At 71.4% G+C, this 20,460-nt stretch carries 10 protein-coding genes; 6 read left to right on the top strand and 4 right to left on the bottom strand.

Translation table 11 applies throughout. The features are described 5' to 3' along the window. Position 1 precedes the first annotated feature (1 nt). From AS594_RS08915 to AS594_RS08905, 3 genes are all read left to right on the top strand, one after another. On the top strand, positions 2 to 9,406 hold the full coding sequence (locus tag AS594_RS08915) for a non-ribosomal peptide synthetase (protein ID WP_069935066.1): 9,405 nt from the start codon (positions 2 to 4) through the stop codon (positions 9,404 to 9,406). 46 nt (positions 9,407 to 9,452) lie between these two features. Then, a complete protein-coding gene (locus AS594_RS08910) occupies positions 9,453 to 9,665 on the top strand; it encodes an MbtH family protein (protein WP_069926457.1) in 213 nt (70 codons plus the stop codon). A gap of 285 nt (positions 9,666 to 9,950) precedes the next feature. Further along, complete coding sequence (locus AS594_RS08905; protein WP_206281710.1) at positions 9,951 to 10,358, top strand: winged helix-turn-helix domain-containing protein; 408 nt, start codon at positions 9,951 to 9,953, stop codon at positions 10,356 to 10,358. A 318-nt stretch (positions 10,359 to 10,676) separates the two neighbouring features. On the opposite strand, the gene AS594_RS08900 is transcribed toward AS594_RS08905, so the two are convergent. Next, entirely contained in the window at positions 10,677 to 11,372 is a 696-nt protein-coding gene (locus AS594_RS08900; RefSeq protein WP_256096953.1) for a tryptophan 2,3-dioxygenase family protein, read from the bottom strand. A gap of 187 nt (positions 11,373 to 11,559) precedes the next feature. On the opposite strand from AS594_RS08900, the gene AS594_RS08895 reads away from it, so the two are divergent. Beyond that, positions 11,560 to 12,747, top strand: a complete 1,188-nt coding sequence (locus tag AS594_RS08895; protein ID WP_069926454.1) for a cytochrome P450 — start codon at positions 11,560 to 11,562, stop codon at positions 12,745 to 12,747. A 6-nt stretch (positions 12,748 to 12,753) separates the two neighbouring features. Here AS594_RS08895 and AS594_RS08890 read toward each other — a convergent pair whose 3' ends face one another. From AS594_RS08890 to AS594_RS08880, 3 genes are all read right to left on the bottom strand, one after another. After that, positions 12,754 to 14,514, bottom strand: coding sequence for a non-ribosomal peptide synthetase (locus AS594_RS08890; RefSeq protein ID WP_107357956.1), 1,761 nt, complete (start codon positions 14,512 to 14,514; stop codon positions 12,754 to 12,756). 88 nt (positions 14,515 to 14,602) lie between these two features. Next, positions 14,603 to 15,787 carry an erythromycin esterase family protein gene (locus AS594_RS08885; protein ID WP_069926453.1) on the bottom strand — a complete coding sequence of 395 codons (1,185 nt, stop codon included), beginning with the start codon at positions 15,785 to 15,787 and terminating at the stop codon, positions 14,603 to 14,605. Between the two features lie 85 nt (positions 15,788 to 15,872). Further along, a complete protein-coding gene (locus AS594_RS08880; RefSeq protein ID WP_107357957.1) occupies positions 15,873 to 16,646 on the bottom strand; it encodes a TioE family transcriptional regulator in 774 nt (257 codons plus the stop codon). 169 nt (positions 16,647 to 16,815) lie between these two features. On the opposite strand from AS594_RS08880, the gene AS594_RS08875 reads away from it, so the two are divergent. Beyond that, positions 16,816 to 19,194 (top strand): ATP-binding cassette domain-containing protein, encoded by a 2,379-nt coding sequence (locus AS594_RS08875; RefSeq protein ID WP_069930378.1) that lies wholly within the window; start codon positions 16,816 to 16,818, stop codon positions 19,192 to 19,194. 298 nt (positions 19,195 to 19,492) lie between these two features. Beyond that, positions 19,493 to 20,431, top strand: coding sequence for an NAD(P)/FAD-dependent oxidoreductase (locus tag AS594_RS08870; protein ID WP_069926452.1), 939 nt, complete (start codon positions 19,493 to 19,495; stop codon positions 20,429 to 20,431). Positions 20,432 to 20,460: the final 29 nt, after the last annotated feature.

Below are 20,460 nucleotides of genomic sequence, written 5' to 3'. Positions count from 1 at the left end.
CATGACCCCCCTGTCGTACGCGCAGCGGCGAATGTGGTTCATCAACCGCTTCGAAGGCCCTTCCTCCACCTACAACATCCCGCTGCTCCTGCGTTGCCACGGCCCGCTCGACACGGTCGCGCTGCGGGCGGCTTTCCGCGACGTGATGATCCGCCACGAGGTCCTGCGTACCGTCTTCGCGGAGACCGACGGCCAGCCGTACCAGCGCGTCCTCGACCCCGACGAGATCGAACTGCCCTGGCAGGACTGGGGCCGGGTGGCCCCCGAGCGGATACCCGGCGTGGTGGCGTCGGTGAGCGGCAGCTGGATCGACCTGTCGACGGACGTGCCGCTGCGCGGCTGCGTCCTCCAGAGCGGCGACGAGGAATTCCTGGTCGTCCTGGTGATCCACCACATCGCCGGCGACGGCGGCTCGCTGGCCCCGCTGGCACGTGACGTGTCGACGGCCTACCGGGCCCGGGTGACCGGCACGGCACCGGACTGGTCCGAACTGCCCGTGCAGTACTCGGACTACGCGCTGTGGCAGCACGAAATGCTGGGCGACGAAAAGGATCCGGACAGCGTTGTCGCGGTGCAGAGCGCCTATTGGCGCGAGGAACTGGCTGGTGTGTCCAAGCCGCTTCCCCTGCCCCTGGACCGGCCCCGTCCCGAGGTGGCGAGTTTCCGGGGCGGATCGGTTCCGGTGGGGCTGCCCGCCGAGCTGCGCGCCGGGGTCGAGAAGTTGGCGCAAACCCATGGCGTCACGACGTCGATCGTGCTCCAGGCCGCCTTGGTGACGTTGCTGCATCGGCTGGGAGGAGGCAAGGATGTGAGCGTCGGCTCGCCGATCGCGGGCCGTACGGAGGAGGCACTGAATGAACTCGTGGGGTTCTTCGTCAATACCTGGACGCTGCGCGTGCAGGTGACCGCGGACCAGCCTTTCGAGTGGGTGCTGGAACAGGTACGGAAGAAGGCGCTTGCCGCTTATGACCATCAGGACGTGCCGTTCGAGCGGCTCGTAGAGCTGTTGCGGCCGGAACGGTCGACCGCGCACCACCCCCTGTTCCAGGTCGTGCTGGCGTGGCAGAACAACACCCCGCCGCACCTGGACCTGCCGGGTCTCACCGTGACGATGGAACCGCTGCCCACCGGCAGCGCGAAGTTCGACCTGTTCTTCAACCTGGCGCCGGACGAGTCCACCGGCTCCGTCGTCGGTGAGATCGAGTATGCCACCGACCTCTTCGACCGCTCCACGGTGGAGGAGATCGCGGCACGGTTCGTGGCCGTCGTCGAGGAGGTCGTGGCCGACCCGAGGACCCCCGTCGGCGCAGTGGCCGAGGCCGGGCCCGGCCGGTCCGGCGGCACTCTCGACGCCGCCGAACGCCGGAAGATCCTCGTCGAGTGGAACGACACCGCCCGCCCGGTCCACTGCCCGGGACCGGTCCACCTGCTCTTCGAGGAGCAGGCCGCGCGCCGCCCGGACGCCACCGCCCTGCGCTGGGCCGGCGGCACCATGACCTACGGCGAGCTGAACCGGTGGGCGAACCGCGTCGCCTGGGACCTCAAGGAACGCGGCGTCGGCCCGGAGACCGTCGTCGGCGTCGGCGTCCCCCGCGGCCCGGTCATGATCGCCGCCGTCCTGGGCGTGCTCAAGGCGGGCGGCGCCTACCTGCCGCTCGAACCGGCGCTGCCCGCCGACCGCGTGGCCGGCATGCTCGCCGACGCCGGGTGCTCCCTCGTGCTGTCCACGCCGGACACCGAACGCTGGGCCCTGCCGGACGGCGTCGGCCTCGTCGAGCTCACCGACGCCCGGTCGCCCGGCCCCGACCACGATCCGGAACCGGCCGCGGGCCCGGACAGCACGGCGTACATCATCTTCACCTCCGGCAGCACCGGGAAGCCGAAGGGCGTCGCGGTCACCCACCGTCCGGTGCACAACCTGCTCGACTGGTGCTACCGCACTTTCGCGTTCGGCCCCGACGACGTCGCCCTGTGCGTCACCTCGCTCGGCTTCGACCTCTCCGTCTTCGACGTCTTCGGCCTGCTCGGCTGCGGCGGCGGCGTCTACATCGCGGACGCCGTCCAGCAGCGCGACCCCCAGCTGCTCCTGGACGTCCTGCTCACCGAACCGATCACCTTCTGGGACTCGGTGCCCACCACCCTCAACCAGGTCGCCTCCCTGCTCACGGAGGACGGCGGGTACGAGGGCACCGACGACCTGCGCCTGGTGTTCCTCTCCGGCGACTACACCCCGCTGTCGCTGCCCGACGAGGTCCGCCGGGTGTTCACCGGCGCGGAGATCGTCAGCCTCGGCGGTGCCACCGAGGCGACAGTGTGGTCCAACTACTTCCGGGTCCGGGAGATCGACCCGGCCTGGCGCAGCATCCCGTACGGCCGTCCCATCGACAACGCCCGCTACTACGTGCTCGACGAGAACATGGAGCCGTGCCCCGTCGGCGTCGAGGGCGACCTGTACATCGGCGGTGACTGCCTCTGCGTCGGCTATGTCAACCGGCCCGAGCTGACTGCGGAACGTTTCGTCCGCGACCCGTTCAGCGCGCGTGAGGGCGACAGGCTGTACCGCACAGGCGACCGCGCCAGCTTCTTCCCGGACGGCAACATCTGCTTCCTCGGCCGCGCCGACAACCAGGTCAAGCTGCGCGGATTCCGCGTCGAGCCCGGCGAGATCGAACACACCCTGGTCCGGCACCCGGCCGTCCGCCAGGCCATCGTCACCGCCCGCGAGGACCGGCCCGGCGACCTGCGGCTGGTCGCCTACGTCGTCCCGGACACCGGCGTCCTGCGGCCCGACGGCGACGCCGACGAACAGGTGGGGGAGTGGCAGGAGGTCTACGACCAGGCTTATTCCCACGACGACGGACACGGATTCGGTGAGGACTTCACCGGCTGGAACAGCTCCTTCACCGGCGAGCCGATCCCGCTCGACGAGATGCGGGCGTGGCGCGACGCCGCCGTGGAACGTGTCCTGTGCTGGTCGCCCGAGCGCGTCCTCGAACTCGGCGTCGGCACCGGACTCCTGCTCGCGCACATCGCCGGCCGGGTGGAGGAGTACTGGGCCACCGACTTCTCCCAGGCCGTGATCGACCGGCTCGGCGACCAGGTGACCCGGGCCGGCCTGGCCGACCGGGTCCGGCTGCGCCGCCAGGCCGCCGACGACCTCACCGGACTGCCCCGGGGCACGTTCGACACCGTGGTGCTCAACTCGGTCGTGCAGTACTTCCCCGACGAGCGCTACCTCGCCCGGGTCCTGGACGGCGCCTGGGAACTGCTCGCGCCGGGCGGCCGGATCGTCCTCGGCGACATCCGGCGGGCGTCCTCGCTGCGCACGCTCCAGACGGGCGTCCAGCGGACGAAGCACCCCGATGCGGCGCCGGCCGTACTGCGCACCACGGTCGACCAGGCCGTCCTGCTGGAGAAGGAACTGGTGGTCGACCCCGAGTGGTTCCTGCGCTGGGCAGACCGGGCCGGGGCGACCGGTGCCGACATCCGCGCCAAGAACGGCGTGCACCACAACGAGCTGACCCGGCACCGCTACGAGGTCGTGCTGCACAAGCCGGGCACGGCACCGGCGGACGCCCCGCGACGGCTCGACGTCGTCCCCACCCTGACCTGGGAGGGCGACCTCGGCCAACTCGCCGACCGGTTACGTGACCGGTCCGAGCCGGCGGTGCGGATCACCGGAATCCCGAACGCCCGCCTCACCGAGGAGGCCGCGGCGGCCCGCGCCCTCGGCCTCGACGACTCCGCGGCGCCCGAACTGCCCCCGCTCGACCCCGCCGAGATCCGCGCCTGGGCCGCCCGGCACGGCTGGGACGCGGTGCCGACCTGGTCGGCCGACGCGGTCGACCTGCTCGACGTGATCGTGCTGCGCGACGGCCCGGCCGCCGGCACCACCCTCACCGGCACGTACCTGCCGGCCACCGACGGACGCACCCCGGCGAACGACCCCGCGGCCGCCGCCGCCGTCACGGCGCTGCTGCCCGCCCTGCGCGGCCATCTGCGGGAGACCCTGCCCGAGTACATGGTCCCGGCCGCCATCGTGCCCATCGCCGCCGTGCCGCTCACCGACAACGGCAAGCCCGACCGGCGCGCCCTGCCCGTGCCCGACTACGCCGTCGGCGGCGGCCGGGCCCCCTCCACCCCGGAGGAGGAGTCGCTGTGCGCGCTGTTCGCCGCGGTACTCGGACTCGACCAGGTCGGCGTGGACGACAACTTCTTCACCGTCGGCGGCCACTCGCTCCTGGCCACCCGGCTGGTCAGCCGTATCCGTGCCGAGCACGGTGTGGAGATCCCGATCCGGGTCGTCTTCCAGTCGCCCACCGTCGCCGAACTGGCGGCCCACCTGAACACCCTGAGCAACGTCCGCCCGCCGCTCCGTCCCCAGGTCCGGCCCGAGCGGCTGCCGCTGTCGTACGCCCAGCAGCGGCTGTGGTTCATCCACCGCTTCGAGGGACCGTCGGCGACCTACAACGTCACGCTGGCTCTGCGCATGCGCGGTGAACTCGACGCGGCGGCCCTGCGCCGCGCCGTGCACGACGTCGTAGTTCGCCACGAATCGCTGCGCACCGTCTTCGCTGAGGCGGACGGGCAGCCGTACCAGCGCATCCTGGAACCGGCCGTGGTCGAGGTCCCGTGGGAGGAGCGCGAGCTTACCGAGGCCGAGCTGCCCGGCGCCCTGCGGGCGGCGGCGCGCCGCCCGTTCGACCTGGCGGCCGAGATCCCCATCCGCTCCTGGCTGCTGCGGACCGGCGAGCGCGAGGCGGTGTTCCTGATCGGCGCGCACCACATCGCCGCCGACGGCTGGTCCGCCCTCCCGCTGGCCCAGGACCTCACCACCGCGTACGAGGCCCGCCGCGCGGGCCGGGCGCCCGAGTGGGAACCGCTTCCCGTGCAGTACGCCGACTACACCCTCTGGCAGCGGGAACTGCTGGGCGACACCGACACCCCGGGGAGCCTCTACCGGCGGCAGCTGGACTACTGGACCACCCAGCTGGCCGGCCTGCCCGAGACCGTCTCGCCGCCCGCCGACCGGCCCCGGCCCGCCGCCGCGTCGTACGCCGGCGACCTGGTGCCGCTCGCACTCGACCCGCAGCTCACCGACGGCGTGCGCAGGCTGGCCCGGGAGACCGGTGCCACGGTGTCGATGGTGCTCCAGGCCGCCCTTGCCGCGCTGCTCACCAGGCTCGGCGCGGGCACGGACGTGTCGATCGGCTCGCCCATCGCCGGACGCACCGACGAGGCGCTCAACCGGTTGGTCGGCTTCTTCGTCAACACGTGGGTGCTGCGCGCGGACACCTCGGGCGACCCCTCCTTCGCCGAGCTCGTCGGCCGGGTCCGCGAGAGCAGCCTCGCCGCCTACGATCACCAGGACATCCCCTTCGAGCACCTGGTCGAGAAGCTCAACCCGGTCCGGTCGCCCGCCCACCACCCGCTGTTCCAGGTGTGCCTGGCGCTCCAGAACAACGCGCGGCCGGAGTTCCACCTGGCGGGCCTGACCGTGACCGAGGAGCCGTTCTCCCCGGGCACCTCCCGCTTCGACCTGTTCATCAGCGTCACCGAACAGGACGAGGACGGCGCGCCGGCCCGTATCGAGGGCTTCGCGGAGTATGCCACCGAGCTGTTCGACGCCGGGACGGTCAGCACGCTGCTCGACCGCTGGCTGCACTTCCTGCGCCAGGTGGTCGCCGCGCCGCAGACGCCCATCGGGTCCGTCGGCGTCCTGGCCGAGCACGAGCGCGCGGCGCTCAGCGGCTGGGGTGGCGGAGGCCGGGACGCGCGGTTCGAGGCCGGCACCCTTCCCGAGCGGTTCGCCGCCACGGCCGCGGCGACGCCGGACGCGACCGCGCTGGTCTCCGCGGACGGCACGCTCGCCTGGACCTACGCCGAACTGGACCGCTGGGCCAACCGCCTCGCCCACCTCTTCCGGGCCCGCGGCGCCCGCCCGGACAGCCGCGTCGCGCTCGTGCTGGAACGCTCGCCGCTGCTGGTCGCCGCCGTCCTCGGCGTCCTCAAGACCGGCGCCGCCTACGTGCCGGTCGATCCCACCTACCCGCCCGAGCGCATCGACTTCCTGCTCGCGGACCTCGCCCCGGCCGTCACCGTGTACGAGGACCTCGCCGAGGAGGATCTCGACGGGCTGCCCGACTCGCCGCCCGGGACGGAGGGCGTCGGCGAGCACGCTGTCGCCTACGTGATGTACACCTCGGGTTCCACCGGCCGCCCCAAGGGCGTGGAGGTGACCCACCGGAACGTCGTCGACCTCGCGCTCGACGGCTGCTTCGGCACCGGCGCCCACCACCGCGTCCTCCTCCACTCGCCGCACACCTTCGACGCGTCGACGTACGAGATGTGGGTGCCGCTGCTCGGCGGCGGCACGGCCGTGGTGGCTCGCGCCGGCCGGCCGGACACCGCGGAACTCGCCCGGGTGATCACCGAGCGGGAGGTGACGGGCCTGTGGCTGACCGCCGGACTGTTCGCCGTGATGGCCGAACAGCACGCCGAGTGCTTCGGCGCCGTACAGGAGGTGTGGGCGGGCGGCGACGTCCTCTCGCCGACCGCCGTCCGCGCGGTGCTCGACGCCTGTCCCGGCGTCACCGTGGTCAACGGCTACGGCCCGACCGAGACCACCACGTTCGCCTCCCGCCACCGGGTGGCCTCCGTGGCCCAGTGCACCGACCCGCTGCCCATCGGCAGCCCGATGGACGGCAGCCGGCTACTCGTCCTGGACGACCGGCTGCTGCCCGTGCCGCCCGGCGTGGTGGGCGAGCTGTACATCGGCGGCGACGGCGTGGCGCGCGGTTACGCGGGCCGGCCGGGCCTGACCGCCACCCGGTTCGTGCCCGACCCGTCCGGCCGGCCCGGGGCGCGGATGTACCGCACCGGCGACCTGGTGCGCTGGAACACCGCCGGCTGCCTTCAGTACATCAGCCGCAGCGACGAGCAGATCAAGCTGCGCGGCTTCCGCGTCGAGCCGGGTGAGCTGGAAACGGTCCTGCGCGAAGAGGACGGCGTGGCGAACGCGGTGGTCACCGTGCGCCAGGACCGGCTCGGTGAACGCCGCATGGTCGCCTACGTGGTGCCCGACGGCTCCGTGTCCACGGGCCGCGACGCCGCCGAACAGGTCGGCGAGTGGCGCGAGATCTACGACACCATGTACGGCGGGACGGAGGTCGACACCGACGAGTCCGAGGACTTCACCGGCTGGAACAGCTCGTACACGAGCCGCCCCATCCCGCTCCCGGAGATGCGGGCCTGGCGGGAGGCCGTGCTGCGACGGGTACGGTCCCTGCGCCCGCGCCGGGTGCTGGAGATCGGTGTCGGCTCCGGCCTGCTGCTCGGCCCGCTCGCACCGGAGGCCGAGGAGTACTGGGGCACCGACTTCTCGGCGCCCGTCGTCGAACGGCTGCGCGCCCGGACCGGCGCCGACCCGGTGCTGTCGGACAAGGTGACCCTGCGCTGCCAGCCCGCCGACGACCCCGAGGGCCTGCCCACCGGGTACTTCGACACGGTGATCCTCAACTCGGTCGTGCAGTACTTCCCGGACGCCGACTACCTCACCCGGGTGCTCGACCTCGCGATGGACCGGCTCGCACCCGGCGGACGTGTCGTGATCGGTGACGTCCGCAATTACCGCACCCTGCGCACGTTCGCCGCCGCCGTCCACCGCTGCCGTCAGCCCGACGACGGCCCGGCCGCCGTACAGGCCGCCGTCGAGCGCGCGGTGCTCGGCGAGAAGGAACTCGTCGTCGACCCGGGCTTCTTCAGCCGCTGGGCCGAGACCCGGCCGGACGCCGTCGCCGCCGACATCCGCCTCAAGCAGGGCACCCACCACAACGAGCTGACCCGCCACCGCTACGAGGTCGTGCTGCACAAGGCGCCCGCGAGGCCATTGCACCTCGGCGACCTGCCTGAGGAGGTCTGGGGAGCGGAGGTCCGCGAACTGGCCGACCTGGAAAATGCGCTGGCCCGGCAGGGCGGCCGCCTGCGCCTGACCCGTATCCCCAACACCCGCCTGGCCGGCGAGGCCGCCGAGTGGGGCGCCCCCGCCGAAGTGGGCGGCACCCTTGACCCCGCCGACCTGGAGGCATGGGGCGCCCGGCGCGGGCTCGCGGTGTACTGCACCTGGTCGGCACAGGCGGGTGACTGCTTCGAAGCGATCGTCATGCCCGACGTCGACGCCGTCTGCTGCGACGGCCTCTACCGGCCCGCCGGCGCCCCCTCGGCCCGGCTGGCGAACGTGCCCGCGGTCTCCCGCCGCGTCTCCCGGCTGCCCTCCCTGCTGCGCGAGCGGCTCGCAGGCCGGCTCCCGGAGTTCATGATGCCCGCCGACATCGTCGTCCTCGACCGGCTGCCGCTCACCGAGAACGGCAAGGTGGACCGTGCCGCGCTTCCCGAGCCGGACCCGGTCGGCGGCGAACACCGGGCCCCGCGCACCCCGCGCGAGGAGGAACTGGCCGCGCTCTTCGCCGAGGTACTGGGCATGGACCGGATCGGCATCGACGACGACTTCTTCGCCTGCGGCGGCCACTCCCTGCGGCTGACGCGCCTCGTCTGGCGGATCCACGAGAAGCTGGGCGTGGACGTACCGATCCGCACGGTCTTCCAGTACCCGACCGTGGCCGCACTGGCGGCACAGCTGTCCGCCGACACCGAAACCGACTTCGAGGACCCGTTCGCCGTCCTGCTGCCGATCCGCACCGAGGGGCACCGGCCCCCGCTGTGGTGGCTGCACCCGGGTGGCGGGCTGAGCTGGCCCTACCTGGGATTCGCCCGCCACGTCGAGCCGTCCTGGCCGCTGTACGGCATCCAGGCGCGCGGCTTCGACGGCACCACCCCGCCGGCCGGCTCCATCGAGGAGATGGTCGAGGACTATCTCGGGCAGGTGCTCCAGGTCCAGCCGAGCGGCCCCTACCACCTGCTGGGCTGGTCCTTCGGTGGCACCCTCGCGCACGCCATGGCGGCCGAACTCCAGCGCCGCGGACACGAGGTGGCGCTCCTGGCGCTGCTGGACGCCGCGCCCTCCAGCCACTTCGCCGACCTGGAAGCGCTGGACGAGGCCATGGTCCGCCGCTACCTCGCCAACTACATGGGACACCTGGCGGGGATGGAGGAGTACCCGTCGCTGGTCACCACCGCCTCATCGATCTTCATCGGACAGATGGATCAGATGCGGCGGTTCACCTCACCGCTGTACCGCGGTGACGTCGTCTTCTTCAACGCACTTCTCGACCCGGAGACCCACGACAAGCGGGAACTGGGCGAGGAACTGGACGTGCTCTGGCAGGAGCACGTCGACGGTCGTGTGCAGCGCATCGACATCGCCTGCGCTCACAACGAGATGTACTGGCCGCGGAACGCGGCTGAGATCAGCCGCGCCATCAACCGGTATCTGCGGGCAGCGCAGTGATCCTGTTCGAAGCCCCAACTGGTGGAACGAGTTCTGGAGGACACAGGTGAGCACCAATCCGTTCGACGACGAGAACGGCCAGTTCCACGTGCTGGTCAACGACGAGGACCAGCACTCCCTCTGGCCGGCATTCGCCGAGGTGCCAGCCGGGTGGCGCAGCGTCTTCGGCCCCGCCGCACGAGCGGAGAGCGTCGCCTACGTGGAGGAGCACTGGACCGACATGCGGCCGCGCAGTCTCCGGGAGGCGATGAACGGCTGAGGCAGTGCGGTGAGGCGCCGTCGCGGATGCTGACCTGAGCAAACGCGGCGCCTCTGCGGGTCGAGGCCGTGGAGACCGAACCAGAACGCCACGGCCTCCGGCCCCTTACGCGTGCTCGGCCGACACAAGAACGCCGTCGGCCGGCAATGACAGTGACCATCTCTTTGCGTCGACGGGGAGGCGCGTGCTGTGGGGTGCACAACCAGCGATGTCATGTTCGTCCGATGGCCGGCACAAATCGACCTTCGGAACCGATGTAAGAGGGACGGCGTACCCCGTCTCCTCGTGGTGGAGGCAGGTGCCCGTCCGCCCGTCTGCAACGACCCCTTCGAAGACTGGGTCCGAGCGCCCATCTCCCGGGAGGACCTCGACGCCCGGGTCAAAGCTCTCCAGAACCGGCTCGACGACCGGCAGATACCAACCCTCGACTCCGCCGGAACACTCAGCTACGGACCGCACTCGATCACCATCTCGAATGTCCAGACCGAATTGATGGAGCTGCTCATCGAGCACTTCGGGGAGGTGGTGTACCGGCATGAACTCACTCAACGGCTGGCGGAACGCGTGCAGAGGCCGACGAGGAATTCGCTCGACCTCCACATCATGCGGCTTCGCCGCCGTCTCTTACCGACCGACCTCGTCATCCGCACGGCCTGGGGGCGCGGTTACGCGCTGGAGACCGAGGCCGGCTAGGCGGTGCGGCGAAAGCGGGTCTTGAGCCCTCAACGATCACGCCCCGGTCCGTGGCGGTGGGCGAAGGCACCGACGTGATCACCGTCGGCGCGGGCGGCACCCGCGACCCCGCACCGAGGAGCCGGCCGTCGTCCACCCCGGCGCCCAGGCCGACATGCCCCGCCCGCGAACCGCCCCCGGCACGATGCCGGGGGCGGTTCGGGACGAGGCGGAACCGACCGGGGCGCGGCCCGTTCCGGCATCGCTGACCGCGGTCCGCGAAAGCCGGGCAGACCGCCTCGGCGCCGCTGCGGACACACGCCCGGCCGCGGCCGAAGGCTACGGGTGGTGCACCTTCCCGCGCAGCCGGCGAAGTTCGGGGAAGGGCCGGGTGACCCGGCGGGCGAGGAAGTCGACACCGCTCGACCCGCCGGTTCCGCCCTGCTCCCCGACCATCTTCGACACCAGCGCCAGGTGTGCCACTTTCCAGTGCCAGTACCCGTTCCCCAGGTCCACCAGTGCCTCCGCGAGGCGGTGCAGCACGCCGGACTCCACGCCACGTCGGCAGACGTCGTCCACGGTCTGCCCGTGGTACTCGACCGCCGCCGCGAACGCCTCGTAGAGACTGCCCTGGTGGTGGCTGTTGCCCAGCAGCGTGGTCAGCCGCCGGAACTGCGCGGACTGGGCGCCGCTCGCCGTGTCCAGATAGGACCGGAACTCGGCGAAGTAACGCAGCGGCAGTTTCTCCAGCACCAGAAGCTGCTGCTGGAGCACCCGTATCAACTCGCAGGACCGCAGCAGGAATTCGAGCCCGAGCTCCAGATCGTGCGTGTCACAGGGCGGCAGGAGCGCCTCGGCAGTGGCGTCCAGATCAGCCCCGAGCTGCTTCAGCCACAGCTCGCAGGACTGGTGGGTGATGATGAAGAACTGCTCGGCCAGGACGACCGCACGGCCGGCCGTGTGTGGGGTCCGCGGCTCCTGGAGCGAAAGCAGACTCTCCATTCGGAGATAGTCCGCATACGTCAGACTGCTCAAGACGCCGCCTCCTCGTCAAAGGTGATCTGCCGGACGCGCCGGACAGTCCGGCGCGGCCAACGACCCATATGCCTGAGCGTGACACGGAAACGAACCAGCTGATCAGCAATCTTTCGTCTCTCATTCAAGGAGAAATACCTGAGCAAGAAATACCCGGCGTCGGCGCCGCCGTTGGCACGCTTCCGGCATGACCATCCCGACCGAGCTGGACCTGACCGACGCGACCACCTTCGTACGGCACGACGCATACGAGTTCTGGCGCGACGTGCGGAAGTCCCGGCCCGTGTACTGGCACCAGGGGGACCCCGGCTTCTGGGTCGTCGCTCGCCACGCCGACGTGCTGGCCTGCTACTCCGACGTACGATCCCTGAGTTCCGCTCGCGGGACCGTGCTGGATGTCCTTCTGAGCGGCGGTGACTCGGCAGGCGGCAAGATGCTCGCGGTCACCGACCGGCCCCGCCACCGCGAACTGCGCAACCTGATGCTGCGCGCCTTCTCCCCGCGCGTCCTCGGCGCGGTCGAACAGAAGATATGGGAACGGACGTCACGGCTCATCAAGACCGTCACCGGGCAGGGCGGGTTCGACTTCGCGGCGGAGGTCGCCGAGCACATCCCGATGAACACGATCTGCGATCTGCTCTCCATCCCGGAGGCGGACCGCGAGAAGCTGCTGCGCTGGAACAAACTGGCCCTCTCCTCGCACGACGCCGAGTCCGACCGGCTGGACTCCCTGGAGGCCCGGAACGAGATCATCGGTTACTTCATGGACCTCGCCCGGCACCGCCGCGGCGACCCAGGCGACGACGTCATCAGCATGATCGCGACGGCGGAGGTGGGAGACCGCCCGCTGACGCTGGAGGAGGTCGCTCTCAACTGCTACAGCCTCGTGCTCGGCGGCGACGAGTCCTCCCGCGTGTCCGCGATCTGCGCGGTGAAGACGTTCGCCGAGCACCCCGCCCAGTGGCGGGCGCTGCGCGAAGGGTCGGCCGCGATCGACACGGCGGTCGAGGAAGTACTGCGCTGGGCCACGCCGGCCATGCACTTCGCCCGTACCGTGACCCGGGACATGGAGATAGGCGGCCGGCGGGTGCGCGCGGGCGACATCGTGACGCTGTGGAACACCTCCGCCAACAACGACGAGGAGGTGTTCGACCAGCCGCGCCGGTTCGACCCGGCCCGCTCGCCCAACAAGCACCTCTCCTTCGGCCACGGCCCGCACTTCTGCGTCGGCGCGTTCCTCGGCCGGACGGAACTGCGCGCACTGCTGAGCGCGCTCACCGAGTCGGTCAGCGAGATCGAGGTGTGCGGCAAGCCCACACCGATCTACTCCAACTTCCTGAACGGCTACGGCAGCCTGCCGGTCGCCTTCCGCTGACGGCCGTCAGCCGGAGAGCCGGCTCTCGACGGCCGCGGCCAGCTCGCCGATCGTCGCCGCCTCCAGCACGGTCCGGATCGACAGCGCGACCTCGAACCGCTCCCGGATCCGGGCGGTCAGCCTGGTCGCCTGCACCGAGTGCCCGCCGAGCTGGAAGAAGTTGTCGCAGAGCCTCGCCTCCGGGACCCCGAGGATGTCCCGCACGATCGCGCAGACCACGGCCGCGCAGCCATCCGCCTCGGCGGCGTCCTGCGCCCGCCCGCCGTCCGGGAACCCCTCGGCCCCAGTGTCCGGCTGCGGCAGGGCCCCCCGGTCGATCTTGCCGTTGGCGAGCGTGGGGAACCGCTCCAGCACCGTGACCCGTGCGGGCACCATGTGCGCGGGCAGCGACTCGGCGACATGGGCGCGCAGGTCGTCCGGCTCGACCGGCGCCGTGGTGGTGACGTAGCCGACGACATGCGCCTCGGCCAGCTCACCCCGCACCACGGCGACGGCGACGTCCACCGCCGGATGGGCGGCGAGCCGGCTTTCGATCTCACCGAGTTCGACGCGGAAACCGCGCAGCTTCACCTGCCCGTCCGCGCGGCCCGCGAAGAAGAGCTCGCCGTCCGGCCCCCTGCCGCCCAGGTCGCCCGTGCGGTACATCCGGCTGCCGGGCGGCCCGAACGGGTCGGCCACGAACTTCGCCGCGGTCGCCCCGAACCGGTGAAGATAGCCGCGCGCCAGTCCGCTGCCCGCGATGTACAGCTCGCCCTCCGTGCCGGGCGGCACCGGGCGCAGGCGCTCGTCGAGCACGTGTACCTCGTTGCCGATCCACGGCATGCCGATCCCGACGTCACCGGCGTCGCGCACCGGCCCGCCGATCGTCGCCCCGACCGTCACCTCGGTCGGGCCGTAACCGTTGAACATCCGCCGTGCCCGCGACCACTTGCGCACCAGCGTCGGCGTACAGCTGTCTCCCGTGGACATGACGGTCCCGCCGAGCAGGATGTCCTCGGCGTCGGTCTCGCTGAGCGCCACCGGGGGCAGTACCGCGTGCGTGATGCCGTACTTGAACAGGGTGTTCCACAGCGGATGGCCCGGCATCAGGTCCTCGGCGGGCACCATCACGAGTGCCGCCCCGGACAGCAGCGCCAGGGACACGTCCCAGAAGGCGGCGTCGAAACTGATGGACGCCCACTGGAGCACGCGGTCGCCGGGGCCCGCCCGCAGGACGGCCGCCTGGGTGGCGGCCATGTCGCGCACACCGCTGTGCGGCACGGCGACACCCTTGGGCGTTCCGGTCGACCCCGAGGTGTAGATGACGTACATCAGGTGCTCGGGGCGCAGTACGGCACGGCGCTCGTGCTGGGCGACGTCGTGCCCCGGCAGAGCCGCGCACGCGGCGCTGAACGCCGGTTCGTCGAGGACGAGTTCCTCCGGACCCGCGCCGAGGGGCGCCACCGAGGAGGACCGCAGCAGCAGCACCGGCCGCGCGTCGGCCAGCATGAACCGCAGCCGTTCCGCCGGATAGCCCGGATCGAGCGGAAGGTAGGCGCCGCCGGCCTTGAGCACCGCCATGATCGCCACGATCAGTTCGCTCGACTTCGGCATCGCGACCGCGACGAGCGAGTCGGGGCCGACACCGTGCGCGATGAGCCTGCGGGCGAGCCGGTTGATCCGGGTGTTCAGCTCCGCGTAACCGAGGGTGCTCTCCCCGTCGATGAGGGCGGGTTCTCCGCCCCGTCTGGCGACGGTTGACTCGAACAGTGCCGGAACCGTGTTCAAGCGCGGTCAGCTCCTTCGGGGGCTCCCTGATCGACGGCGAATCTAATCTCCGGCGACCGGGGAGCCCGGCGAATCCTTCCCTTCTCTGTCAGTGCCCGCTCCCAGCACCTGCGGGTACGCGCAGGAGGTCCCGGCTGACGGCGGCGCCGTCGCTGACGTGCAGGACCGCGTCGGCGGTGGCCAGCGTGGCTCCGTCGAGCGGGAAGTAGCCCTGCTGCGGGGTGGTGTCCGTCCGGGTCCGGGCGGCGGCGACCTTGCCGGTGGGGGCCATGGCCCAATCGGTGACGCGCTCCTGTAGGCGGCTCTCGTAGGTGCCCGGATCGGGGTCGCCCAGCCCGACGGCCTCACTGCGCCCCAGGCTGCCGACGATGAAGACGTACTGCTCGCCCAGCAGCGGTGCCACGACGGTGCCGGCCCCCGGCCAGTTGACGGACAGGTCTCCCAGGCTCCACGTGCTCGGGGTCCGCTGGAGGTGCACGTTGTGGGCGAAAACCAGCGTCGCGCCCCGGCGGCCCTCGATGCTGCGGATGTCGAGGAGGTTCTGTGCCATGAGCGCGTCCCGGGTGGCGAACAGCCGGGACAGCCGGTCGTTGTTCTCCAGGCGCTGGGCCGCCTGCCGGTGGTAGCGCAGCAGACCGAGGCCGGCGGTGAGGTGTGCCCGGGCCCGGAGCCACTCCGCGCGCGAGGTCTGCGCGATCCGCTCGGCGGCGTTGGAGTGGAGCAGGGTGAGCATGTCGTCGGCGAGGGACCGCAGCCGCTCGGCCTCGGGCGTGGCGCCGACCGACATGGCCGGGTCCATCACCGCCTCCGTACGGCTCCATTGCTCGTCCGCGCCCAGCAGCCCGGCGAGGTCGAGGTCGAGCCGCAGGTAGTCCCGGGCGAATTCGAGACAGCGCCGCGGGCTGGGGGCACTGGTCGTCTCCGTAGGGACGTCGAAGCCGTGAAAGCTCAGCCGCTCCTCCGGCGGCCGGGTCGCGTTGTGGTCGCGCATCCAGGCGACGAGGCACCGGTTGGTCTCCAGGTTCCCGAAGTCGTGGGAGAAGCCCTCCCGTGTCACCTCGTCGAGATCGCCGTCGCCGCCCTTGACGAAGTCGTCGACGCGCAGCGCGGCCACGCGGTCGGTCTCCAGGGCGATCGAGCGGAAGCCGAGGTCGGCCAGCCGGGCGAACAGCTCGTTGCGCACCCACCCGAAGGCGGGCTCCCGGTGGGTGGGTTCGCCGAGCGCCAGCACAGCGCACGAGGCCACGGGAAGGTTGTGAAAGTCCTTGCTCATGTCTGTCAATCGAATCATTGAAAGACCCGTTGAGGCTTACGGCGATGCCGCCGGTGCAGCGGGCGGACCCGCCGGGCCACGAGGCTCAAACCGTCGGCGGGGACCCCGGCGCGGGAGCCGGTTCCGTGGTGGCCGGCGGTCCGGCTGGGACGCCCAACTGGGCCACGTACCCGCCGAGCTGGGCCGCCGCGCCGAGCATGGAAACGCCGCGGGCTGTGAGCCGTCGCCGCCAGTCGTCGAGGGCGGCGGACAGCGCCTCGGTGCCGCCGGCCGTGCGGATCTGCCGGACCACCGTGCGGATGTGCTCCAGCGGGTAGCCCCCGCGCCGCAGGAGATGGGTCAGCTCGGCGTCGCGTACGTCCGTGGCGCCGAACGAGCGGTGGCCGGTGACCGGCTCGCGCGCCGGGGTGAGGATGCCCACCGCTTCCCAGTTCCGCAGGGTCGCCGCGGTCACCCCCAGACGGCGCGCGAGTTCGCCGATGCTGAGCGGCTCGCCGTCGGCGGACGTGTGCTCGGCGAGGCCGGGGGCGGAGGTGAGGTGCTCCACCGCCCGTCCCACCGCGTCCAGCGTGCTCCGGTCGCGCAGCAGTTGGGCGTGGCCGCGGTCGACGGCCGTCAGCGCGGCGTCGAGGTCGCCGGTGTTGAGCGACCGCATGATCTCTCCGCCCGTGGCGTACCCGTAAGCCTGGACGAGCGCCAGATAGGCGCGCAGGGCCGCCGCGTGGGTCTCGGTGTAGGTGCGGTAGCCGGACGGGGTGCGCCGGGCGAGCGGGATGAACCCGTCCCGCTCGTAGTTACGGACCGCCTGGGTGGAAATGCCGTGCTCACGGGCCAGGTCGAACGGACGCAGGTGCTTCACGGTTTGAGACTTTATCCCAAGGAATCCGCGTAGTTTCTCCTATGCTTCTCCAAAACCCTCAACCGACTTTGCAGGTATACGCTTGAGTCCCATGAACCGGGACGTTCAGGAACTCGTCACCACGTCACCTGACGAAGGCATGCCGCGTCCGACAAACGGGAGGGACAACATGACCGCTGGCACGGAGACGGACACCCAGCCTCCTGGGCTGTGTGCCGCCGACAGCCACGATCTGATCCGTGTGCACGGGGCTCGCGAGAACAACCTCAAGAACGTGCATGTGGAGATCCCCAAACGGCGGCTGACCGTGTTCACCGGGGTCTCCGGCTCGGGCAAGAGCTCGTTGGTGTTCGACACGATCGCCGCGGAGTCGCAGCGGCTGATCAACGAGACGTACAGCGCCTTCATCCAGGGCTTCATGCCCACCCTGGCGCGGCCCGAGGTCGATGTGCTCGACGGGCTGACCACCGCGATCCTCGTCGACCAGCAGCCGATGGGCAGCAGCCTCCGTTCCACGGTCGGCACCGCCACCGACGCGGGCACACTGCTGCGCATCCTCTTCAGCCGGCTCGCCAAGCCGCACATCGGGTCGCAGAAGGCGTTCGCCTTCAACGTCGCCTCGGCCGACGCCTCGGGTGTCCTCGTGGTGAACGGCAAGAAGATCGAGAAGGGCTTCAGCGTCGTCGGCGGCATGTGCCTGCGCTGCGAGGGCATGGGCACGGTCTCGGACATCGATCCCGCCCAGCTCCTCGACGACTCCAAGTCGCTCGCGGACGGCGCGGTCACGGTCCCCGGCTGGAAGCCCGACGGCTGGGTGGTGCAGTCGTTCACCGAGTCGGGCTTCCTCGACCCGCACAAGGCGATCCGCGACTACACCGAGCAGGAGAGGTACGACTTCCTGCACCGGGACCCGGTCAAGGTCAAGGTGAAGGGCGTCAACACCACCTACGAGGGCCTCCTCGCGCGGGTGCGCAAGTCGTTCCTGTCCAAGGACAAGGAGACGCTCCAGCCGCACATCCGTGCCTTCGTGGAACGGGCGGTGGCGTTCTCCGTCTGCCCCGAGTGCCACGGCACCAGGCTCAGCGAGACCGCCCGGTCCGCGAAGATCGACGGCCTGAGCATCGCCGACGCCTGCGCCATGCAGATCAGCGACCTCGCGGCCTGGGCCCGCGGTCTGACCGACCCGTCGGTCACGACACTGCTCACCGTGCTCGGCCAGACCCTCGACTCGTTCGTCCAGATCGGCCTGGGCTACCTCTCGCTCGACCGGGCATCGAGCACGCTCTCGGGCGGTGAGGCCCAGCGCGTCAAGATGGTCCGCCACCTGGGCTCCGCGCTCACCGACGTCACCTACGTCTTCGACGAGCCCACCGTCGGCCTGCACCCGCACGACATCCAGCGCATGAACGACCTGCTGCTGCGACTGCGCGACAAGGGCAACACCGTGCTGGTCGTGGAGCACAAGCCGGAGACGATCGTGATCGCCGACCACGTCGTCGACCTGGGACCGCACGCCGGCACCAAGGGCGGCGAGGTCGTCTTCGAGGGCACCGTCGAGGGCCTGCGGGCCAGCGGCACCGTCACCGGACGGCACCTGGACGACCGGGCCTCACTGAAGCCGTCCGTGCGCGAGCGGTCCGGTGTGCTGGAGGTGCGCGGCGCGAACGCCCACAACCTGCGCGACGTCGACGTGGACATCCCGCTCGGCGTGCTCACCGTGCTCACCGGCGTCGCGGGCTCCGGCAAGAGTTCCCTGATCCACGGCTCGGTAGCGGGCCGCGACGGCGTCGTCACGGTGGACCAGTCGCCCATCAAGGGCTCCCGGCGCAGCAACCCGGCCACCTACACCGGCATGCTCGAACCGATCCGCAAGACGTTCGCCAAGGTCAACGGGGTCAAGCCCGCACTGTTCAGCCCGAATTCCGAGGGCGCCTGCCCCACCTGCAAGGGCGCAGGTGTCATCTACACGGACCTGGCGATCATGGCCGGCGTCGCCACCACCTGCGAGGAGTGCGAGGGCAAGCGGTTCCAGGCTTCGGTGCTCCAGTACCGGCTCGGCGGTCGGGACATCAGCGAGGTGTTCGCGATGCCGGTGGCCGAGGCCGCCGAGTTCTTCCGCAGCGGTGAGGCACGGACGCCGGCCGCGTATGCCGTCCTCGACCGGCTCGCCGAGGTCGGCCTGGGCTATCTCAGCCTCGGCCAGCCGCTCACCACCCTCTCCGGCGGAGAGCGGCAACGGCTGAAGCTCGCCGGTCACATGGCCGGAACGGGCAGTGTCTACATCCTCGACGAGCCGACCAGCGGCCTGCACCTGGCCGACGTCGAGCAACTGCTCGCCCTGCTCGACCGGTTGGTGGACGCCGGCAAGACGGTCATCGTCGTGGAGCACCACCAGGCGGTCATGGCGCACGCGGACTGGATCATCGACCTCGGCCCCGGCGCCGGCCACGACGGCGGCAAGATCGTCTTCGAGGGCACGCCCGCCGAGCTCGTCGCCGACCGCCCCACCCTCACGGGCGAGCACCTCGCACAGTACGTCGGCGCCTGACGCCACGCGGCCCCCGCCCGCCCCCCCGCCTGGTGACAGGGGGCGGGGGCGGGGGCCGCTGACCGTGGCCGGCCCGCGCCGGGCCGCAAGCCGACGTCTCCCGTACCGCCGTACGCGCACGACTGTCTGGCTCACCTCTTTCGCCCGCACCTCTCCCGCACCGCGGCGGCGACCACAATGCGGGCCGACGGCCTCCGCCCGTCGACAGCCCGTTCCGGCGTTTCCCACCGCGCACCCGCCGGACCGCTCCCACGGTGGACGGACCCGCTCACGCCGCCCGACGGAAGGGATCAGACCGATGTCCTCGCACGCCGACCACACCACCGTGATCGTGGGAGCCGGCCCCGCCGGGCTCACCGCGGCGCTCAGCCTGGCCAGATACCGGCACCCGGTGACCGTCGTGGACAGCCCACGGGCACCGCGCAACAGCGCGTCGGCGGGTGTTCACGGCCATGTCGGAATGGACGGCGTCACACCCGCCGAGTTCCGGGCGCGCGCCTGGCGGGAACTCTCCCGGTACGCGACCGTCGAGCGGCTGGAGGCCGACGCCGAGAGCGTGACCCCCGCTCCGGGCGGAGGCTTCCGGGTCGCCGTCGGCGGCGGTGGGACCGTCGAGGCCCGTACCGTTCTGCTCGCCACCGGTGTCGTGGACGTCCTCCCGGCCGACGTGGACGGTTTCGCGGAGTGCTGGGGCCGCAGCGTGATCCACTGCCCGTTCTGCCTCGGCGAGGAGAACGCCGGCGGGCGCTGGGCGACCGTCGCCGACAACGCGGATCTCGCGGGACTGTCGGCCGTGGCCTTCCTCGCCTGGAGCGAGGACACCATCGCGATCTGCCAGGAGTCCATGCCCGGCCTGGAGACCGCTCGCGCGACGGCGCGGAGCAGCGGGGGCGAGGTCGTCACGGGAACGGTCCGCCGCCTGCACCACCACCAAGGGGTGCTGTACGCCGTCGAGTTGGACGACGGCCGGGTCCTGGAGCGGGAGACCCTGGTCTGGACGCCGCGACAGCGGCAGCAACCCGTCGTCAGGCAGGCGGCCGAAGAGCTGAAGCTGACGGTCGACGACGCCGGCTTCATCGGCGTCGACGCCTCCCAGTGCACCAGCGTGCCGGGCCTGTACGCGGCCGGGGACCTGACCAGCCGCTGGAAGCAGTCGGTCACCGTGTCGGCCGCGGCGGGCGCCGCGGCCGCCGACGCCATCCACATGTCGGCGTTGCTCGGCGCTGTGCGCCGCTGAACCGGTTGCCCCGCCACCACTCAATTCAG

The sequence above is a fragment of the Streptomyces agglomeratus genome, assembly GCF_001746415.1.
Lineage (GTDB): Bacteria > Actinomycetota > Actinomycetes > Streptomycetales > Streptomycetaceae > Streptomyces > Streptomyces agglomeratus.
This window is presented reverse-complemented; position numbering and strand designations above follow the sequence as displayed.